Origin of the sequence: Pediococcus acidilactici DSM 20284 (assembly GCF_000146325.1) — a bacterium.
GTDB classification, from domain to species: Bacteria; Bacillota; Bacilli; order Lactobacillales; family Lactobacillaceae; genus Pediococcus; species Pediococcus acidilactici.
The window spans coordinates 1,656,143-1,671,852 of the sequence record NZ_GL397067.1 but is presented as its reverse complement, the minus strand read 5'-3'; the positions used below and the strand labels follow the sequence as shown (position 1 = coordinate 1,671,852).

14 protein-coding genes, 1 riboswitch and 1 other annotated feature are annotated in these 15,710 nt (G+C 42.9%); of the genes, 9 read left to right on the top strand and 5 right to left on the bottom strand.

Annotated features, from left to right (window positions below):
* The first annotated feature begins 14 nt into the window (after nucleotides 1-14).
* From HMPREF0623_RS08000 to HMPREF0623_RS07980, 5 genes are all read left to right on the top strand, one after another.
* Nucleotides 15-1,091 (top strand): SIS domain-containing protein, encoded by a 1,077-nt coding sequence (locus tag HMPREF0623_RS08000; RefSeq protein WP_004166659.1) that lies wholly within the window; start codon nucleotides 15-17, stop codon nucleotides 1,089-1,091.
* Nucleotides 1,092-1,115: 24 nt separating this feature from the next.
* Nucleotides 1,116-2,111 (top strand): SIS domain-containing protein, encoded by a 996-nt coding sequence (locus tag HMPREF0623_RS07995; protein WP_002829881.1) that lies wholly within the window; start codon nucleotides 1,116-1,118, stop codon nucleotides 2,109-2,111.
* A gap of 16 nt (nucleotides 2,112-2,127) precedes the next feature.
* Nucleotides 2,128-2,535, top strand: a complete 408-nt coding sequence (locus tag HMPREF0623_RS07990) for a PTS sugar transporter subunit IIA (RefSeq protein ID WP_002829880.1) — start codon at nucleotides 2,128-2,130, stop codon at nucleotides 2,533-2,535.
* A gap of 250 nt (nucleotides 2,536-2,785) precedes the next feature.
* Nucleotides 2,786-3,322 carry a phenolic acid decarboxylase gene (locus HMPREF0623_RS07985; RefSeq protein ID WP_002829879.1) on the top strand — a complete coding sequence of 179 codons (537 nt, stop codon included), beginning with the start codon at nucleotides 2,786-2,788 and terminating at the stop codon, nucleotides 3,320-3,322.
* A gap of 21 nt (nucleotides 3,323-3,343) precedes the next feature.
* Nucleotides 3,344-3,868, top strand: a complete 525-nt coding sequence (locus tag HMPREF0623_RS07980; RefSeq protein ID WP_002829878.1) for a PadR family transcriptional regulator — start codon at nucleotides 3,344-3,346, stop codon at nucleotides 3,866-3,868.
* 189 nt (nucleotides 3,869-4,057) lie between these two features.
* On the opposite strand, the gene HMPREF0623_RS07975 is transcribed toward HMPREF0623_RS07980, so the two are convergent.
* Nucleotides 4,058-4,846, bottom strand: coding sequence for a glucose-1-dehydrogenase (locus HMPREF0623_RS07975; protein ID WP_002831158.1), 789 nt, complete (start codon nucleotides 4,844-4,846; stop codon nucleotides 4,058-4,060).
* Between the two features lie 566 nt (nucleotides 4,847-5,412).
* Nucleotides 5,413-5,660: a binding site (T-box leader), on the top strand.
* 59 nt (nucleotides 5,661-5,719) lie between these two features.
* Here HMPREF0623_RS07975 and asnS point away from each other — a divergent pair.
* On the top strand, nucleotides 5,720-7,111 hold the full coding sequence (asnS, locus tag HMPREF0623_RS07965) for an asparagine--tRNA ligase (RefSeq protein ID WP_002829876.1): 1,392 nt from the start codon (nucleotides 5,720-5,722) through the stop codon (nucleotides 7,109-7,111).
* A 99-nt stretch (nucleotides 7,112-7,210) separates the two neighbouring features.
* Here the strand turns inward: asnS and HMPREF0623_RS07960 are convergent, their stop codons facing one another.
* Nucleotides 7,211-8,590 carry a C69 family dipeptidase gene (locus tag HMPREF0623_RS07960; RefSeq protein ID WP_004166657.1) on the bottom strand — a complete coding sequence of 460 codons (1,380 nt, stop codon included), beginning with the start codon at nucleotides 8,588-8,590 and terminating at the stop codon, nucleotides 7,211-7,213.
* A 132-nt stretch (nucleotides 8,591-8,722) separates the two neighbouring features.
* On the opposite strand from HMPREF0623_RS07960, the gene HMPREF0623_RS07955 reads away from it, so the two are divergent.
* Complete coding sequence (locus HMPREF0623_RS07955; protein WP_004166656.1) at nucleotides 8,723-9,025, top strand: rhodanese-like domain-containing protein; 303 nt, start codon at nucleotides 8,723-8,725, stop codon at nucleotides 9,023-9,025.
* Nucleotides 9,026-9,187: 162 nt separating this feature from the next.
* On the opposite strand, the gene HMPREF0623_RS07950 is transcribed toward HMPREF0623_RS07955, so the two are convergent.
* Genes HMPREF0623_RS07950 through HMPREF0623_RS07940 form a run of 3 tightly spaced genes read right to left on the bottom strand, consistent with a single transcriptional unit; the run spans nucleotide 9,188 to nucleotide 11,838 of the window.
* Nucleotides 9,188-9,841 (bottom strand): energy-coupling factor transporter transmembrane component T family protein, encoded by a 654-nt coding sequence (locus HMPREF0623_RS07950; RefSeq protein WP_002829872.1) that lies wholly within the window; start codon nucleotides 9,839-9,841, stop codon nucleotides 9,188-9,190.
* Nucleotides 9,825-11,252, bottom strand: a complete 1,428-nt coding sequence (locus tag HMPREF0623_RS07945) for an ABC transporter ATP-binding protein (RefSeq protein WP_004166655.1) — start codon at nucleotides 11,250-11,252, stop codon at nucleotides 9,825-9,827. The genes HMPREF0623_RS07950 and HMPREF0623_RS07945 overlap by 17 nt, the downstream gene beginning before the upstream one ends.
* 10 nt (nucleotides 11,253-11,262) lie before the next feature.
* Nucleotides 11,263-11,838, bottom strand: a complete 576-nt coding sequence (locus HMPREF0623_RS07940; protein ID WP_002831167.1) for an ECF transporter S component — start codon at nucleotides 11,836-11,838, stop codon at nucleotides 11,263-11,265.
* Between the two features lie 88 nt (nucleotides 11,839-11,926).
* A riboswitch (TPP riboswitch) is annotated at nucleotides 11,927-12,018 on the bottom strand.
* 268 nt (nucleotides 12,019-12,286) lie between these two features.
* Between HMPREF0623_RS07940 and HMPREF0623_RS07935 the strand changes: the two genes are divergently transcribed.
* Complete coding sequence (locus tag HMPREF0623_RS07935; RefSeq protein WP_002831168.1) at nucleotides 12,287-13,027, top strand: glucose 1-dehydrogenase; 741 nt, start codon at nucleotides 12,287-12,289, stop codon at nucleotides 13,025-13,027.
* A 522-nt stretch (nucleotides 13,028-13,549) separates the two neighbouring features.
* On the top strand, nucleotides 13,550-15,700 hold the full coding sequence (gene nrdD / locus HMPREF0623_RS07930) for an anaerobic ribonucleoside-triphosphate reductase (protein WP_004166653.1): 2,151 nt from the start codon (nucleotides 13,550-13,552) through the stop codon (nucleotides 15,698-15,700).
* Nucleotides 15,701-15,710: the final 10 nt, after the last annotated feature.

Here is a 15,710-nt window from a genome sequence, read left to right as displayed (position 1 = left end):
AGAGGAGCAAGATAGTGAAATCGATTAATGATTATGTGCATTTGGAACCAAAGCTGTATCAACAAGTTCTTGATAATGTTGAAAAGTTATTTTTGAAACCGCTTAATCAGTGGGACTTAAGTAAGTTTAAGCGAGTAATGATATATGCAACGGGCTCTAGTTCAAATGCGGCCTTTGGTGCATTACCACTGATGAGCAAAATTCTAGGAATGCCTATTCAAGTTGAAGAGCCTTCAATATCAGAAAATTATTTAATGAATATTGAAAACGACACCCTTTGTTTAGCAATTTCTCAAGGGGGGCATAGTTATTCAGTAGTTAAGCTAGTTGAACGGTTGCAAAAGAATCAAAAAATGGTCGTCGCCTTAACTAGTGAAAAGGATAGCCCATTGGCACGAGTTAGCAACCGGGTTCTTGAAATGGGAATGCCGGTGGAAGAAATGCCATACGTTAGTGCAGGATATAGTGTGACTATTTTAGATTTAATCTTAATTGCGCTAGTGCTTTCGAAAAAATTTGGGAAAATATCGGCTGAAGAGGATGAGAAGTATTGGCAACTTATTCAAGAAATCACGAAAAAATTGCCACAGGTTATTAAACAAAGCGATCAGTGGGTTGAAAAGCATGTGGATGACTTTAGTAATGCGCAAAGAATTACTTTTATCGGTTATGGTGCAGCTTACGGTGTCGCTCGTGAGGGAGAAACCAAATTTACTGAAGCAGTACGGAATAATGCTTGGGGAAAAGAACTTGAAGAATATATGCATGGTCCATATTTAGGACTTCACTCTGAAGACATAATAGTTTTCATAGAGCCGAATGGTAAATTAGCTGATCGTGCACAGTTATTAAGGAAATTCTTAAAACAACATGTCAACCATGTTTACACAATTTATGCGAACCAAGTTAATTTGAGTACTTTGACAACCGGAGATTTAGCTTTTGAAATAGCAACTAATGAACTACTGGCGGCATTATTTTTAACCGTGCCAATCCATTTAATGGCCTATCGACTTTCCCAAATTAAGGGAGTTGATTTAGAACATTCGGCTTATCCAGATTTTGATCAAATTACAGCTTCTAAAATCTAATTAAACAATAAAGGAGAGAACATCATGAGAAAATTTAACAAACAACAATTAGTCGCAGGTATGCAAGGTGCACTTAAATTACGGAGTGAAATCAATCAATTAATAGACCAAATTGCTGATCAAGGCTATCGTAACGTTTGCTGGTTAGGGATTGGTGGTACCTATGCATCCTCAATGCAAGCAGTAGTTCATATGAAAGAAAAATCGGAAATTGAAACATTTTACCAAAATGCAGCTGAATACCTAACGACCGGGAATCGCCGAATTACTGACCAAACTTTAGTAATCACTTCTTCAGTTACTGGTAATACTAAGGAAGTGGTTGACGCAGTAAAACAAATTAAAGCAGCGGGAGCGACTATCCTAGGTTTTATTGATAGGGCTGAAGCTGATTTAGCAAGTTTAGTAACCCATTGTATTTCGTATCCAGAAAATGAGCAGCTTAAATTCTTCATGGTTGCGGATCGTTTAATGTATCTTAAAGGTGAATTTCCGGAATATGAAGAATTTTATAGTGAAATGGACCAACACTTTGCTGAAGATATTGCGAATATTGAAGAAGGTGCGGACAAATTTGCTCAAGAATTTGCGCAACAACATCATGATGATGACATTCATTACTTTGTTGGAGCTGGTAACCAATGGGGCGCAACTTACTCATACGCAATGTGTTACTGGGAAGAACAACATTGGATTCGGACTCGTGCCGTTGAAGCTGCTGAATTTTTCCACGGAATGTTTGAAGTGGTTGACCGAGATACGCCAGTTACAGTTTATGTTGGGGAAGATAGTCAACGTTCGCTTAGTGAGCGAGTTGCTAAATTCCTACCCGAAATTTGTGGAAATTACACAATTATTGATACTAAAGACTATGATTTACCAGGGTTTTCAGAAAAATTCCGGGGCACCCTGTCACCATTTGTCTTCCATGCAATTAACAACCGTATTGATGTAAATATTGAACATATCAATCGTCATCCAATGGATATTCGGCGCTACTATCGAGCTTTAGATTACTAGAAGTGGAGCTCAACTAATGACATCAGTATTAATATGCATGCATGGAAAATCAGCCACCGCAATGCGGGATTCGGCTGAAATGATTTGTGGTAAGCAAGAAAAATGTGCGGCCGTAGATTTCAAAATGGGGCAAGATTTAGCGGATTTCAAAGCCCAGTTAAAAAAAGAAATTGCGGAATTAGATGGATCTCCGATTTGCTTAACTGATTTAAAGGGGGGCACACCGTTTAACACGCTAGTGACGTTGACCAAAGATTTTCCTGATTTAAAAATCATTACGGGGACGAATATTCCAATGTTGTTACAGCTATTTGTTTACCGGACCCAATTCGATAAAGCTGATTTGGTTAAGGAACTTTTAAGCGCGGGCCAAAAAGGAATTTTCCAATACACCATGGTTGCACAAGGTGACGAGGAGTTTTAAAAACACTCCTCTGAAATTGAAGTAATAGTTTAATGTCGAATAGTATGGTTACTAATTAAAAATAGGGACTTTCAGTAATTAGCTGAGGGTCCTATTTTATTTTTGAAAGATGTCATGCATACCTTAAAGAAACCCTTGAGGGTGAGCTAGCTAAATTTTTAGGAAATCCATTGTTGACTTTTATGTCGATAACGTCATATAATTACTTTTGTCGATAACGACATAACATTCAAAAGCAGGTGAAGTAATAATGGAAAAACAATTTAAAACTTTAGAAGACTTTTTAGGAACGCACTTTATTTACACATACGATAATGGTTGGGAATATGAATGGTACGCTAAAAATGACCATACGGTAGATTATCGAATTCATGGGGGAATGGTTGCCGGTCGTTGGGTTAAGGACCAAGAAGCCGACATCGTAATGTTGACGGAAGGTGTTTACAAGATTACTTGGACGGAACCAACTGGAACGGACGTGGCGTTAGACTTCATGCCAAACGAAGGTAAGTTACACGGAACCATTTTCTTCCCTAAGTGGGTTGAAGAACATCCTGAAATCACGGTTACTTTCCAAAATGAACACATTGATTTAATGGAAGAATCTCGTGAAAAATATGAAACTTATCCTAAACTAGTTGTTCCAGAATTTGCTAAAATTAGTTACATGGGTGATGCTGGACAAAATAACGAAGATGTTATTTCTGAAGAACCATACGATGGCATTACCAGCGACATTCGCAACGGAAAGTATTTTGATGAAAACTACAAGCGAATTAACAAGTAATTAATTTTTGGAGGAGTTCGCATGCCACGACCACGAGTTTTACCGTACATTGTTTTAGGATTGTTAAATAAGAATGGGGTTATGTCTGGAAAAGATATGATTGCGGAATTTAAGAACGAAATTAGCGAGTTCTGGACGGTTTCACACAGCCAATTGTATCCTGAATTACAACGAATGACGGACGAAGGCCAAATTGAAGTGGTTGACGATGAACAAAATCGGAAAGTCATTAACTACGCAATAACTCCGAAGGGCCAAACGGATTTGCGGGAATGGCTCGCTACCCCGATTACGGCCAAAAATGATGAACTGACGTCACTTAAAATGTACTTTATCGCTGACCGACATGATCCCCTTTTACAGCAAATTTTAAAACAGGCGGCGGATCTTCACGAACAAAAAGTGGCTCACTTAAAGCAACGGCAAAAATTACTGTTTGAAGAACCATCCGCGATTGAGGAAAATTACGGACATTACTTAATTTTGTCCCGGGCGGTTGAAAGGGAAGCATCCCATTTAGCCTGGCTAAAAAAGCACATCGAATAATCCGAAAAACAGGTTTACAAGTAGGTGGACGTGGGAAAATTCGGGCGGCTTGCGAGCACTAACCCCAAATCGGTAGTTGTGCCTAAATTGGGCGTAACTACCGATTTTGGGTCCTTAAAAAAGTCGTCACCAAAACAGCACTGAGAAGTTTGCGAACTCTCAGTGCTGTTATTTTAATACCTATTTTAATTAACCTTTACCGCCTTGGAAGGATGGATAAAGTGTCATCCCGCCATCAACGAAGAGGGTAATTCCGGTGACGTAACTTGATTCAGCAGAAGCTAACCATGCCGCCGCGGCCGCGACCTCTTCAGGATCCCCAATTCGTTGCATAGGAATCATGCTAGTGGTGGTTTTTAACTGTTCAGGATCCGCAAATTTTTTAGCGTTGATTGGCGTATTGATCGCGCCTGGGCCAATTGCGTTTACCCGGATGTGCCGGTCGGCGTATTCCATCGCGATCGTTTCGTTGAACAGCTTTACGCCGCCTTTGCTAGCAGCGTAGTGTGCAAAAGTTGGCCACGGAATTTTCTCATGAACGGAAGACATGTTGATAATGTTTCCGGGTTTGTCATGCGAAAGAAAATAATTAATGGCCGCTTTTGAACCTAAAAACACGCCGTTTAGGTTGACGTCGAGCACTCGTTTCCAGCTTTCAAACGATAATTCTGCAGTTGGTTGTTGATTTTCCATCCCCGCGTTGTTGACCCAAACGTCTAGGTCGCCAAATTGATCGACGGCCGTGTCGACTAGACGCTTAACGCCTTCTTCGGTTGATACGTCAGCTTGCACGACCACGCCTTCACCGCCGGCTGCGTTAATTTGATCCCGTACGGCGTTGGCGCCATCTTTATCAGAGTTGTAATTAATAACGACGTGCATACCTTCTTGCCCAAAGCGTTCGGCAATCGCGCTGCCGATTCCTTTTGAGCCGCCAGTGATTACGGCAACTTTTCCATTTAAATCTTTATATAACATAGTTACTATCCCCCCAGAACATAACTGTAAAATAAATTCTTGATGTTCGTAACGTATGATAACATCAGAAATCACAGTAAGGGAACTGAAACGATTTGGCGTTGCTTACCTTATGCGTAGCTTAATATTTTGGGGGATTGTCGCGATACACAAAGACAAAATAACCCTATAAAAGCAAACTGGATTTTATAGGGTCGACGAGTTTTAAAAAAGGTGGAGTGATTGGATTAAAGGCAATAAAATTAACAAAATAATGATGATAATCATGCTTAATCCAAAGAAATTATTCGGGTTAAAGGTCACCCCAAAGCCAAATACTTTGGGGATTAAAAGTGGCGAATGCCAATCGAGGTGGAGATTTCGGTCATTTTTAAGCCAGGTTACGTAAACGGTCGCCAGGATGAGACAGATCGCCAAAAGCAATACGAAACTAACCATAATATAATACTCCGTTTCGGGAAAATATTTGAGCATAGAATAGCATACTAAAGGCGTGAAAACAACGAAATCCCAATTTACAAAAATAATTTTCTATGCTAATCTTGAAGCTAGCTAATTGAATATAATCAAAAACCGTAAGAAGAACAAGTATTTTAAGCCCGTAACTTAAAGCGAATTGAGGATGGTGGAAGCTCAAGAAGTTATTCTTTTAAGAAAAACATCTTCTTTGTTTCTAGGCTGAACGATTAAGCGTCCAGTAAGTCTAGACGTGACCGATACGTTATCGTTTGGAGAGCATATTTTAGATGTGCTTTTAGAGATGTTTATTTTTAAACGAATTTTGGGTGGTACCGCGAAGTCTTTCGTCCCTGTTACGGGATGGAAGACTTTTTTATTGGCGGACTTTTTACGAAGATAATGGAGGGATTTTTAATGGAAAATACGTTGGTTAAATCACTTTATGCGCAAGCAACGCATGATGAAGATGTATCAGTAGAAGTAACGGGTTGGCTAAAGACGCTCCGTTCTTCCAAGAAAATTAGCTTTTTGGAAATTAACGACGGTTCCTGCATTAAAAATGTGCAGGTAATCATGGAAAATGGGTTGGAAAACTACGAAGAAATTAAGAAAGCTCCCATTTACACTACCTTAAAAGTAGTCGGAACGGTAGTGGACACTCCGAAAGCTAAGCAACCGTTTGAAATTCACGCAACTGAAATTGAAGTTTTAGGTAACTCAGACAGTGACTACCCACTTCAAAAGAAACACCACACACCAGAATTCTTACGTGAACAAGCACATTTGCGTCCGCGGACCAATACTTTCTACGCAGTTTTCCGGATTCGTTCGTTGGCAGCCTTTGCCATCCACGAATTCCTCCAAAAGAATAACTTTGTCTACGTTAACACTCCGTTGATTACTTCTAGTGATACGGAAGGTGCCGGTGAAATGTTTAAGGTGACTACTTTAGACCTTAACAACGTTCCAAAGAACGAAGAAGGCAAGGTTGATTCTACTAAGGACTTCTTTAAGCAACCAACTAACTTAACGGTTAGTGGTCAATTGAACGCGGAAGCATTTGCGTTGGCTTTCCGGGATGTTTATACTTTTGGTCCGGCTTTCCGCGCGGAAGATTCACACACTACGCGGCATGCCGCTGAATTCTGGATGGTTGAACCAGAAATGGCGTTTGCTAACTTGCAAGACGTAATTAACGTTTCCGAAGACATGTTGAAGTACGTGATCAACTACCTCTTGGAAAATGCTTCTGATGAAATCGACTTCTTGAACCAAAACGTGGACCAAGAATTACGGGCCCGTTTGGAAGCAACTCGCGACGCCGATTTTGCCCAGATTACTTATACGGAAGCAATCGACAAGTTGTTAGCTGCTGACCAAGAATTCGAAAACAAAGTTGAATGGGGAATTGATCTCCAAACTGAACACGAAAGATACTTGAGCGAAAAAGTTTACCAAAAACCAGTGTTCATCACGGATTACCCTCGGGACATCAAAGCCTTCTACATGCGGGAAAACGAAGACCACAAGACGGTTGCCGCAGTGGACTTATTAGTACCTGGCATTGGCGAATTGATTGGTGGTAGCCAACGTGAAGAACGACTAGCTAAGTTGAACGAAAAGATTAAGGAATTTAACTTGGATCCTGAAGAATACAAGTGGTACCTTGAATTAAGAAAATATGGGGAAACGGAACACTCCGGATTTGGAATTGGTTTCGAAAGATTATTGATGTACGTTACTGGTGTGGAAAACATCCGCGACGTCATCCCATTCCCACGGACCCCGGGTAACGCCAGCTTCTAATTTGAAACGTTAATAGTAAGCAAAAAGCCTTGAATTTAGTCAGACGATGACGGATTCAAGGCTTTTTTTAATATTTAGTGGCTGCATCACGAGGGCACTTTAATCCCCCAACGAAAACCGCAGCTTCATATTGCGGGAACCGAGGTTGATTGCATCGTTAAGCAGTTTAGTAGCCTGGGCTAAGATGAAATCGGCCATTGCCTGGTTAGCGGACGTTAAAGTTTTTTCCGTGGGGGTCGCTTGGCAATCCGTTTCTTTTTGCATTCTTAGCACGTTTTGAAGTACCGTTTGGGCAAAGTTGTCTTGTAAATCTTGGTAGAGGGCAAAATTTCCGTCCCCAATTAAGGCAAGCACCCGGCTAATCCAGTACATGTAGTTGGTATTCACTACCGTGGGGGTATCGCGATAGCAAGCCGGAGTATCCGTGACGTTACTATAAAATGGCACCATGGCGTTAAACGTGTTGGGACCAAAGGCCAGCCAATGAATTCCCGCGATTTCATCGGGAACTTGGTTGCGTAACTCTAGAATGTGAGTTTCTAGATTGCGATTGATGCCGATTGGCCGAAAATGTTTCTCGGACACAGTTTCGCCATAAGGGTCGTAGGGTGTTTCTTGATAGTGTGAGCTCAAAAGGAACTTCAAATCTTCCACAGAAATTTTCTTGGTTGCGTGATTAATGAAAGGTAAATCCTGGTCGGTAGGCTCCCTAACAAAATTATCATCCAAAAATTGGTGGACGTACCAAGCCCGGGGGTTATTGTAGTACCGGTCTTTAATCGTGGCACTACCAAAAATGTGTCGTAAATTAAGGCCTTCGTGATCCGGATTAAGTTGATTTTTGGCAATGAATTCCGGGAGATCCGCAGAGGCTAGGCAATCAGCTGAATTAAAGTCGAAATCGGTGATGTTCCAGCGGTTCGGCGCAATTGCATAGGCATCGTCGGGAATTCGAATTGCAGCCCAGTGATGGCCTCCGATGGTTTCCATATACCAAATTTCTTCGCGATCGGCGAAGGCAATTCCGTTGGATTCGTAAGTACCGTATTCTTCTAAAAGTTTACCTAAGCGCAAGACGCCCGCCTTGGCGGACTCGATGTACGGCAAAACTAGCGTAAGAAAATCCTCTTCGCCAAGTCCCTTTTCGACTAACGGATCCACGCTAAGTACCCGGGCGTTAGTAGTAATGGTTTCGGTAGCGGTCATCGCCGTGTTTTTACTGTTGATGCCGCCAGCACCCCAAATGCCATATGTGGGATCGGCATCGGGCGTGGCGGTGTAGCGGAGCGGATTGTCGGGAAGGGGAATCGTTAAACCACTATGGACAGAATGATAGGGTTGAGGCTGATCTTCGGGGTTAACGACCACGAACCGTTGGGCATTAGAATCATCGGCACCGTCTTCGTTACGGGCAATGAGGGTGGAACCCGTCAGGCTAGCGTTTTTACCGACTAAAATAGTGGTGCAAGTTTTCAACATGTGCTTGTCCTCCAATTGATTTTTACTGTAATGGTAGCACGATTAGCTAAATAGGCAATCACTATTCAGTTAGAAAAGGGAATGCTATCATGGTCAATATACAATTTAAACTAACATGAGGAGCGTTAAGCAATGGTTAAAACAATTGCAATGGAAGATTTTTACCAAAAGTATCCGCTAACTACCGCCGTTTTATTGGACGTGCGGGAGCCAGACGAATTTGCGGCTGGGCACGTGGCGGGGGCGCGTAATTTTCCCTTAAGCCAACTGTCCACCCGGTTAGCCGAATTAGACCCAGCGACCCCATACTACGTGATTTGCCGTTCGGGAAGACGTTCAGCAAACGCGTGCGGGGTACTCGAAGTCCAGGGCTTTGATGCAACCAACGTGGCCGGCGGAATGTTAGCTTGGCCAGGTAAAGTAGAAAAAGACTAGATAAAAATAAGCGCGGGAAACAAAAGTCGAGGAATTATGAGCGTTAACTAAAAAATTGACCATTTATGCTTGAATTTGGCATAATGGTCAATTTTTGGTTAAGCGGAACAAACTAATTTTTGGTGTACGTTGGGCTTTATTAAAGGCCCAACACCTGATTTACTATCTAAAATACCAAACCAGTACTTGTAAAGCTAAAAAAGTTCCCACGGCAACGCCCCAGTTCCATCGGGGAATGGCGTAAGTTTGGTAGTGGGTGCGCGTCTGATTTTCGCTAAAGCCGTGAGAATGCATGGCAATTGCCAAGTTATCCGACCAGCGCAGCGATAGTAAAATCGCTTTAAAAAAGATTGTGGGGGACCAGACGTGTAAAACTTCACCACGCATCATGGCTGCGGTTTTAATTTGTTGAACGGCCGTCTTTACTCGGGGGATGAAGTAAAAGGCGCCTAACGATCCGTAAACGAATTTGGTAGGCAAATGCCAATTTTGTTCCAAGGAACCTAGCAGACTTTCGACGGTCGCGGTAAAAGAAAATGCCCCACCCAAAACAATGTAGGCGTAAACCCGGGTAGCCATTATCCAAGCGGTCCGCACCGCGTTGCCGGTCCCGTTTAAATAAAACGAAATCCAAGTTGCTACGGCAGGAAGCAGCGGGATTACCAAAAGCAGTCCCAGTTTGCGCACCGCAATTCGTTTCCAAAGCAGGTAGGCTAACCCGCCGATGATGATCACTAGGTTAATAGGAACACTTTTAACAAAGGCAATTTCAAAACTAATTGCCAGAATTAAAATGAATTTAACTGATGAATCCATTTAGCTCCTCCTGATAAATAAGCTGGTGATCGGTCAGTGCCAAGTGATAGTCAAAAAATTCTGGTAGGCCCGTCAATTGGTGACTGATCATCACGATGGTTTGTTTTTGTACTTGGGCAGCTTTTTGAATTAATTGCATAACCACCCTTACGGAAGCTAAGTCCAAGCCGGCCAAGGGTTCATCAAGTAAAACGAGCGGGTTGCCTAAAATTAACATGGTTAAGATTTGGAGCTTTTTCTTTTGCCCGCCCGAAAGTTGATAAACAATCTGATCTTGTAACCCCGCTAAATTAAGACGTTCCAGCCAGTCTTGAATACGGTCGGCAGTCCAATATTGGGGTTCGCGGGCGTGCTGTAAGCTTAGGTCGATTTCTTCTGTAACGGTCATTTTAAGAAATTGCATTTCAGAATCTTGAAAGACCACCGTAGCAGTTTTCGCCCAAGTTCGCGCGTTGAACTGAGAAAGCGGCCGATTATCGTAAAAAAGTTTGCCCTGATAGGGATGAAGTCGGGCAATTGCTTCGAATAACGTCGACTTTCCCGAGCCGTTTTCACCAGTAAGCAAAATTAAGTGTTGCTTGGGAAAGGACGTTTGGACGGCCTGAAGTAGATACCGGCCCCCGTTTTCAATCCCAAAATCTTGTAACTTTAGGATTGCAGCGGCGTTTGCGTTAGGAATCGGGAACGCCGTGCGGGTGGTTAACTGGTAACGCGCAAAAATCGGTTGTGGATCGGTAATTAAGCTAACTTGTTGGTGATCAAACTGATATAAGTGATCGCAAATTTCCGCATAGTCGTTGAGATCGTGGTCGGCAATTAAAATCGTCTTGCCTTCTTGTGCCTGCAGCTTTTTTAAAAGCTTGATGAGGGCTTTGCGAGATTTTAGGTCAACGTTGGCAAATGGCTCATCAAGTAAAATTAAGTCACTGCCGGTTGCCAGAGTAATCGCGAGGGCGACTTTTTGCAGTTCTCCGCCAGAAAGGGTGGCGAGTTGCCGGTGACGCAAGTGAGCAATCCCCACTTGACTAAGCGCTTGGGTAATTAAATCGTCAATTTCATCAGCGGGAATAGCCAGGTTTTCCAAGGTGAAGATGAATTCCTTTTCGACTTGGTCCATGGCAAATTGTTCTCGTGGATTTTGAAAGAGCAACGCCAATTTTTGGGTCAGCTCCGCGGGTTGCCAGGTGGTAACGTCCTTTTCTTCCAGTTTGACGGTTCCTTGGATAATTGTCCCCGCAAAGTGAGGGTACAGTCCCGCGATAATCCGTAGCAGGGTAGATTTTCCACCACCAGACGGACCGTACAAAACGTTGAAACTACCAGCCGTTAGGTGAAAGTTAAGTTGTTTGAGAATCGGCTGAGTTGCCTGCCGATATTTGAAAGTTAAATTGTTAATTGTGACTTTTTCCATAATTGGATGCCTACTTCCGCCGCATAATGCCCGAACGCTCTACCAGCCGGTTGATCCAGGCAACTAAAACGCCACAGAAGAAACTAATTGAAATAAACCGAGCGATAAACAAAACGATTAGAAAGCTGGGACGGTAAGCGGCATAGCCTTCTTGGGCAAGGCTCCAGCCGAAGGTAATGATGGTGCTAGTGACGGTCGACAAAAATAAGGCCAGTTTGTCGTAATGGCGGTAGCCAGTGAAGGTGAAACCAAGCTCGCTCCCAATTCCTTGAATGAGCCCGGAAAGAATTGCACCAGCGCCAAACTGACCGCCTAGGAGCATTTCAACCAGACCTCCCAGAGTTTCCGCGATGATACTGGATCCAATTTTGCGGGTGAGCATGATGCCTAAAGGCCCGGCAATCATCCATAGGCCAAGTAACAGGTCGTTAGCTAGCGGACCGAGGCCAATTGCGGCCAACCCCGCCGTTAGAAAACTATACGATAAATTAGTGGCGAAAAAGATCACCCCACAAAAAATCGCGATTAACACAATAAAGACTACGTCTCGTAACGAGTAATTCCAGTTTGCTTTTTTAGTATTCATAACTAAAAAACCTCCTCAGTAAATTAATAAATTTACTTAGAAACAAGAAGCCAGAAAAATAGCCAGCTTTTCGGCAACGAAAAACTGGCTGTTATTATCCAATATCTCCCTACGCTAATACTAATTAGACCAGGTTCAATGGGTATTATCTCAGCCAAAACGGCACCCCAGCATTGTTGTTTTTAAGTTTTTACTATGAAGCAATCGTAGCATTTTGTAATCGGCTTGTAAAGCGGTTACTTGGCTGCAAATGGTCTACCTAAAAATTATGAGAACAGATTGGTAAAGTCACGTTATTCTTAACGTTAGATATGACAGGGGACCCAACCGAAAAAACAATAGGGGTAATAGGACGGTTTGTGAAAACGATTGCAAATTGGTACTGGTAGGTTTATGCTTAAATTGATAGGGAATGCGCCGAATAAAATAGGTTTAGGAGGCCAATGAAATGAGTAGACTAGACGGAAAAGTTGCGATTATTACTGGTGGAGTAAAAGGCTTTGGGTTAGCCTGTGCCAAACTTTTTGTTCGGGAAGGTGCAAAAGTGGTGATCACGGACGTTGATGTTGCTGGCGCAAGTGAAGCATTGCAGGAAATTGGCGAAGATAAGGCCGTTTTCGTCAAACAAGACGTTGCGGTGGAAGATAATTGGGAACCCGTTTTTAGGACGGCAATTGATAAATTCGAAAAAGTGGATATTTTGGTTAATAATGCGGGAATTTTAGCCTTTGACGATGCTGAAAATATTGAACTTGACGAATGGCACAAGATTTTGTCGGTCAACCTGGACGGCATCATGTTAGGAGTGAAGTATGGCATTCGACACATGAAGGAAAAGGGTGGTTCGATTATCAACATGGCTTCGATTGCGGGCCTGATTGGGATTTCTAACCTGTACGCGTATAACGCCTCAAAAGGTGGAGTGCGTTTACTTACTAAGTCAGCAGCCTTGTACTGTGCGGAGAAACATTACCCGATCCGGATTAATTCGGTACATCCGGGATACGCCCACACCCCAATGGTGGATGCGTATCCTGAAATGCGGGCGGACTTGGAGAAACTACATCCAGTTGGCCGCCTAGGCACCGCGGAAGAAATTGCCAACATGGTGTTGTACCTAGCTTCCGATGAATCCTCCTTCTCGACTGGCTCCGAATTTGTGGTGGACGGCGGATACACGGCACAATAGGTTTAACGCGCTACTCAATTTAATAATGGATTAATAAAACTGGTTCAAATAGGTAAATAAGCCTATTTGGGCCAGTTTTTTAATGGTAGTGATATTGGTAATGAGTAGAAAATATATGAGGAACAGATAGTTAACTTAAAAAAATAAATTTATAATGTGCTTCTCAGTCATAACTATGGACGTGAAGCCAAATTATTTTCCATGCTTTTGTGATGAAAAACAGTTTAAATCTAAAAACCTGGTCCGCAACTAAACTGCGGTGACCAGGTTTTTTAATTGCTATTTTAAATTACGTTACATGCACCATATATAGTGGTTAATCGTTCGTTAAGCACATATATCTTGTGTTTTCAACCTTTATCTTTTTGCAAAATCGGAGTAATCTAAGATGTGAAGAGAAACCAATCAAGCCAGTTTCGAATATCAAACAGCTTTAAATAAACAGAAAATAATAACGTTGTTTATTATAGCGAGAATTGAACGAGATTGGAATAAAAAATTAGAAAAGGACGGGTGGTTAAAATGATCAATTCGCAAGCAATCGCAACCGACGCTTGGACTGAATTACGTCAAAAACAAGTAGTTAAAGCAGATGGGGAAAGGATGCAATTTTACCCCTATAAAATCGCGCTAGTGGTTGATCAATTAACCACGGACGAGGTTGAACGGCAAAAAATTACGCAAGCAATTTTAGAACAGTTAACGCAAATGGCGTCGCCGCTAACGGTAGAACAAATTCGGGTAGTCTTCAAAACAATCCTTCATGATTATCAACGGGACGACTTGTGGGAAAAATATGCTGAATATCGGCAAGCCGATGAAGCCAAGTGGCAGGCCGCGATTGACCCGCAAAATAAATTAAGCCAGTTATTTGATGGACGGGATACGGTAGTTCACGAAAATGCTAATAAGGACAGTAATATTTTCAGCACCCGCCGGGACTTAACGGCCGGAATGGTCGGCAAATCATTTGGGTTAACGATGATGCCGCAGACCGTAGCAAAGGCCCACTTGCGCGGCGACATTCATTTTCATGACTTGGACTATTCACCGCTAACTTCAATGACTAACTGCTGTTTGATTGACTTCAAGAGTATGCTAGCGAATGGTTTTAAGATTGGAAATGCGGAAGTGGAGTCACCTAAGTCAATTCAAACGGCAACCGCCCAGATGTCGCAGATTATTGCGAACGTGGCATCGAGCCAATACGGAGGTTGTTCGTCAGACCGGACGGATGAAATGTTGGCGCCTTACGCAAAATTAAATTACGAAAAGCACTTGAAGGAAGCCGAAAAATGGGTGCTCCCCGAACAACGGGAGACCTTTGCTAAGGAAAAAACCAAGAAAGATATTTACGACGCAATGCAAGCGTTAGAGTACGAAGTTAACACGCTGTTTTCCTCCAACGGACAAACGCCGTTTACCACGGTGGGATTTGGCCTGGGAACTTCGTGGATCGAACGGGAAATTCAAAAGGCAATCTTAAAAGTCCGCATTAAGGGGCTCGGCAAGCAGCACCGGACCGCAATTTTCCCAAAGTTGGTCTTTTCAATTAAGCGCGGAATAAATTTAAATCCGGAGGATCCCAACTACGATATCAAACAGTTGGCCGTAGAGTGCGCAACTAAACGGATGTACCCCGACGTCTTAATGTACGACAAAATTGTGGAATTAACTGGAAACTTTAAGGCGCCCATGGGTTGTCGGAGCTTCTTACAAGCTTGGAAGAACGCTGATGGCGAAGAAGTTAATAGTGGCCGAATGAATTTAGGGGTCGTTACCGTTAACTTGCCACGGATTGCGATTGAAGCCCAGGGTGACCGAGAAGTCTTCTGGGAGATTATGGAAGACCGGGTGGCGTTGGCGAAAAAAGCCTTACTCTTCCGAATTAAACGTTGCCGGGATACCCAACCGCAAAACGCGCCGATTTTGTATAAGCACGGTGCCTTTGGAGTCCGCCTCAAGGATGGTGACGACGTGGACCAACTGTTTAATCACCGACGGGCGACCATATCGTTAGGTTACATTGGTTTGTACGAAGTGGGAACCGCCTTTTTCGGTCCCGATTGGGAAGATAATCAGGAAGCCCACGATTTCACGGTTTCAATCGTGAAGTACCTGTACGAAAAGTGCTTAGCTTGGGAAAAAGAGTACGGCTACCATTTCAGCGTTTACTCCACGCCAGCCGAATCCCTGACGGATACCTTCTGTGAGGATGATATTGAAAAATTCGGCAAGATCAAGGACATTACCGACAAGGAATACTACACTAACAGTTTCCATTACGACGTCCGGAAAAATCCGACTCCGTTTGAAAAACTTACTTTTGAAGAAGAGTACCCGAAGTACGCGGCCGGCGGCTTTATTCACTACTGTGAGTACCCAAATTTAAAACAAAATCCGGCTGCTTTAGAAGCGGTTTGGACCTGGGCTTATGACCACGTGGGTTATTTAGGAACGAACGCTTCGATCGACCACTGTTATAAATGTGGATTCGATGGCGACTTTAAACCCACGGCCCGCGGTTTTGAATGCCCACAATGTGGGAACCGCGACCCCAAAACTTGTGACGTGGTTAAACGGACTTGTGGTTACTTAGGAAACCCAATGATCCGGCCAATGGTTCATGGACGGCACAAAGAAATTTCATCACGGGTTAAAAATATGGAATAGGGGTGAAAAC

Excerpts from the sequence above, each read along its gene's own strand:
- HMPREF0623_RS07995 (WP_002829881.1), top strand. The coding sequence starts at position 1,116 with ATGAGAAAATTTAACAAACAACAATTAGTCGCAGGTATGCAAGGTGCA.
- HMPREF0623_RS07990 (WP_002829880.1), top strand. The coding sequence starts at position 2,128 with ATGACATCAGTATTAATATGCATGCATGGAAAATCAGCCACCGCAATG.
- HMPREF0623_RS07985 (WP_002829879.1), top strand. The coding sequence starts at position 2,786 with ATGGAAAAACAATTTAAAACTTTAGAAGACTTTTTAGGAACGCACTTT.
- HMPREF0623_RS07980 (WP_002829878.1), top strand. The coding sequence starts at position 3,344 with ATGCCACGACCACGAGTTTTACCGTACATTGTTTTAGGATTGTTAAAT.
- HMPREF0623_RS07975 (WP_002831158.1), bottom strand. The coding sequence starts at position 4,846 with ATGTTATATAAAGATTTAAATGGAAAAGTTGCCGTAATCACTGGCGGC.
- asnS (WP_002829876.1), top strand. The coding sequence starts at position 5,720 with ATGGAAAATACGTTGGTTAAATCACTTTATGCGCAAGCAACGCATGAT.
- HMPREF0623_RS07960 (WP_004166657.1), bottom strand. The coding sequence starts at position 8,590 with ATGTTGAAAACTTGCACCACTATTTTAGTCGGTAAAAACGCTAGCCTG.
- HMPREF0623_RS07955 (WP_004166656.1), top strand. The coding sequence starts at position 8,723 with ATGGTTAAAACAATTGCAATGGAAGATTTTTACCAAAAGTATCCGCTA.
- HMPREF0623_RS07950 (WP_002829872.1), bottom strand. The coding sequence starts at position 9,841 with ATGGATTCATCAGTTAAATTCATTTTAATTCTGGCAATTAGTTTTGAA.
- HMPREF0623_RS07945 (WP_004166655.1), bottom strand. The coding sequence starts at position 11,252 with ATGGAAAAAGTCACAATTAACAATTTAACTTTCAAATATCGGCAGGCA.
- HMPREF0623_RS07940 (WP_002831167.1), bottom strand. The coding sequence starts at position 11,838 with ATGAATACTAAAAAAGCAAACTGGAATTACTCGTTACGAGACGTAGTC.
- HMPREF0623_RS07935 (WP_002831168.1), top strand. The coding sequence starts at position 12,287 with ATGAGTAGACTAGACGGAAAAGTTGCGATTATTACTGGTGGAGTAAAA.
- nrdD (WP_004166653.1), top strand. The coding sequence starts at position 13,550 with ATGATCAATTCGCAAGCAATCGCAACCGACGCTTGGACTGAATTACGT.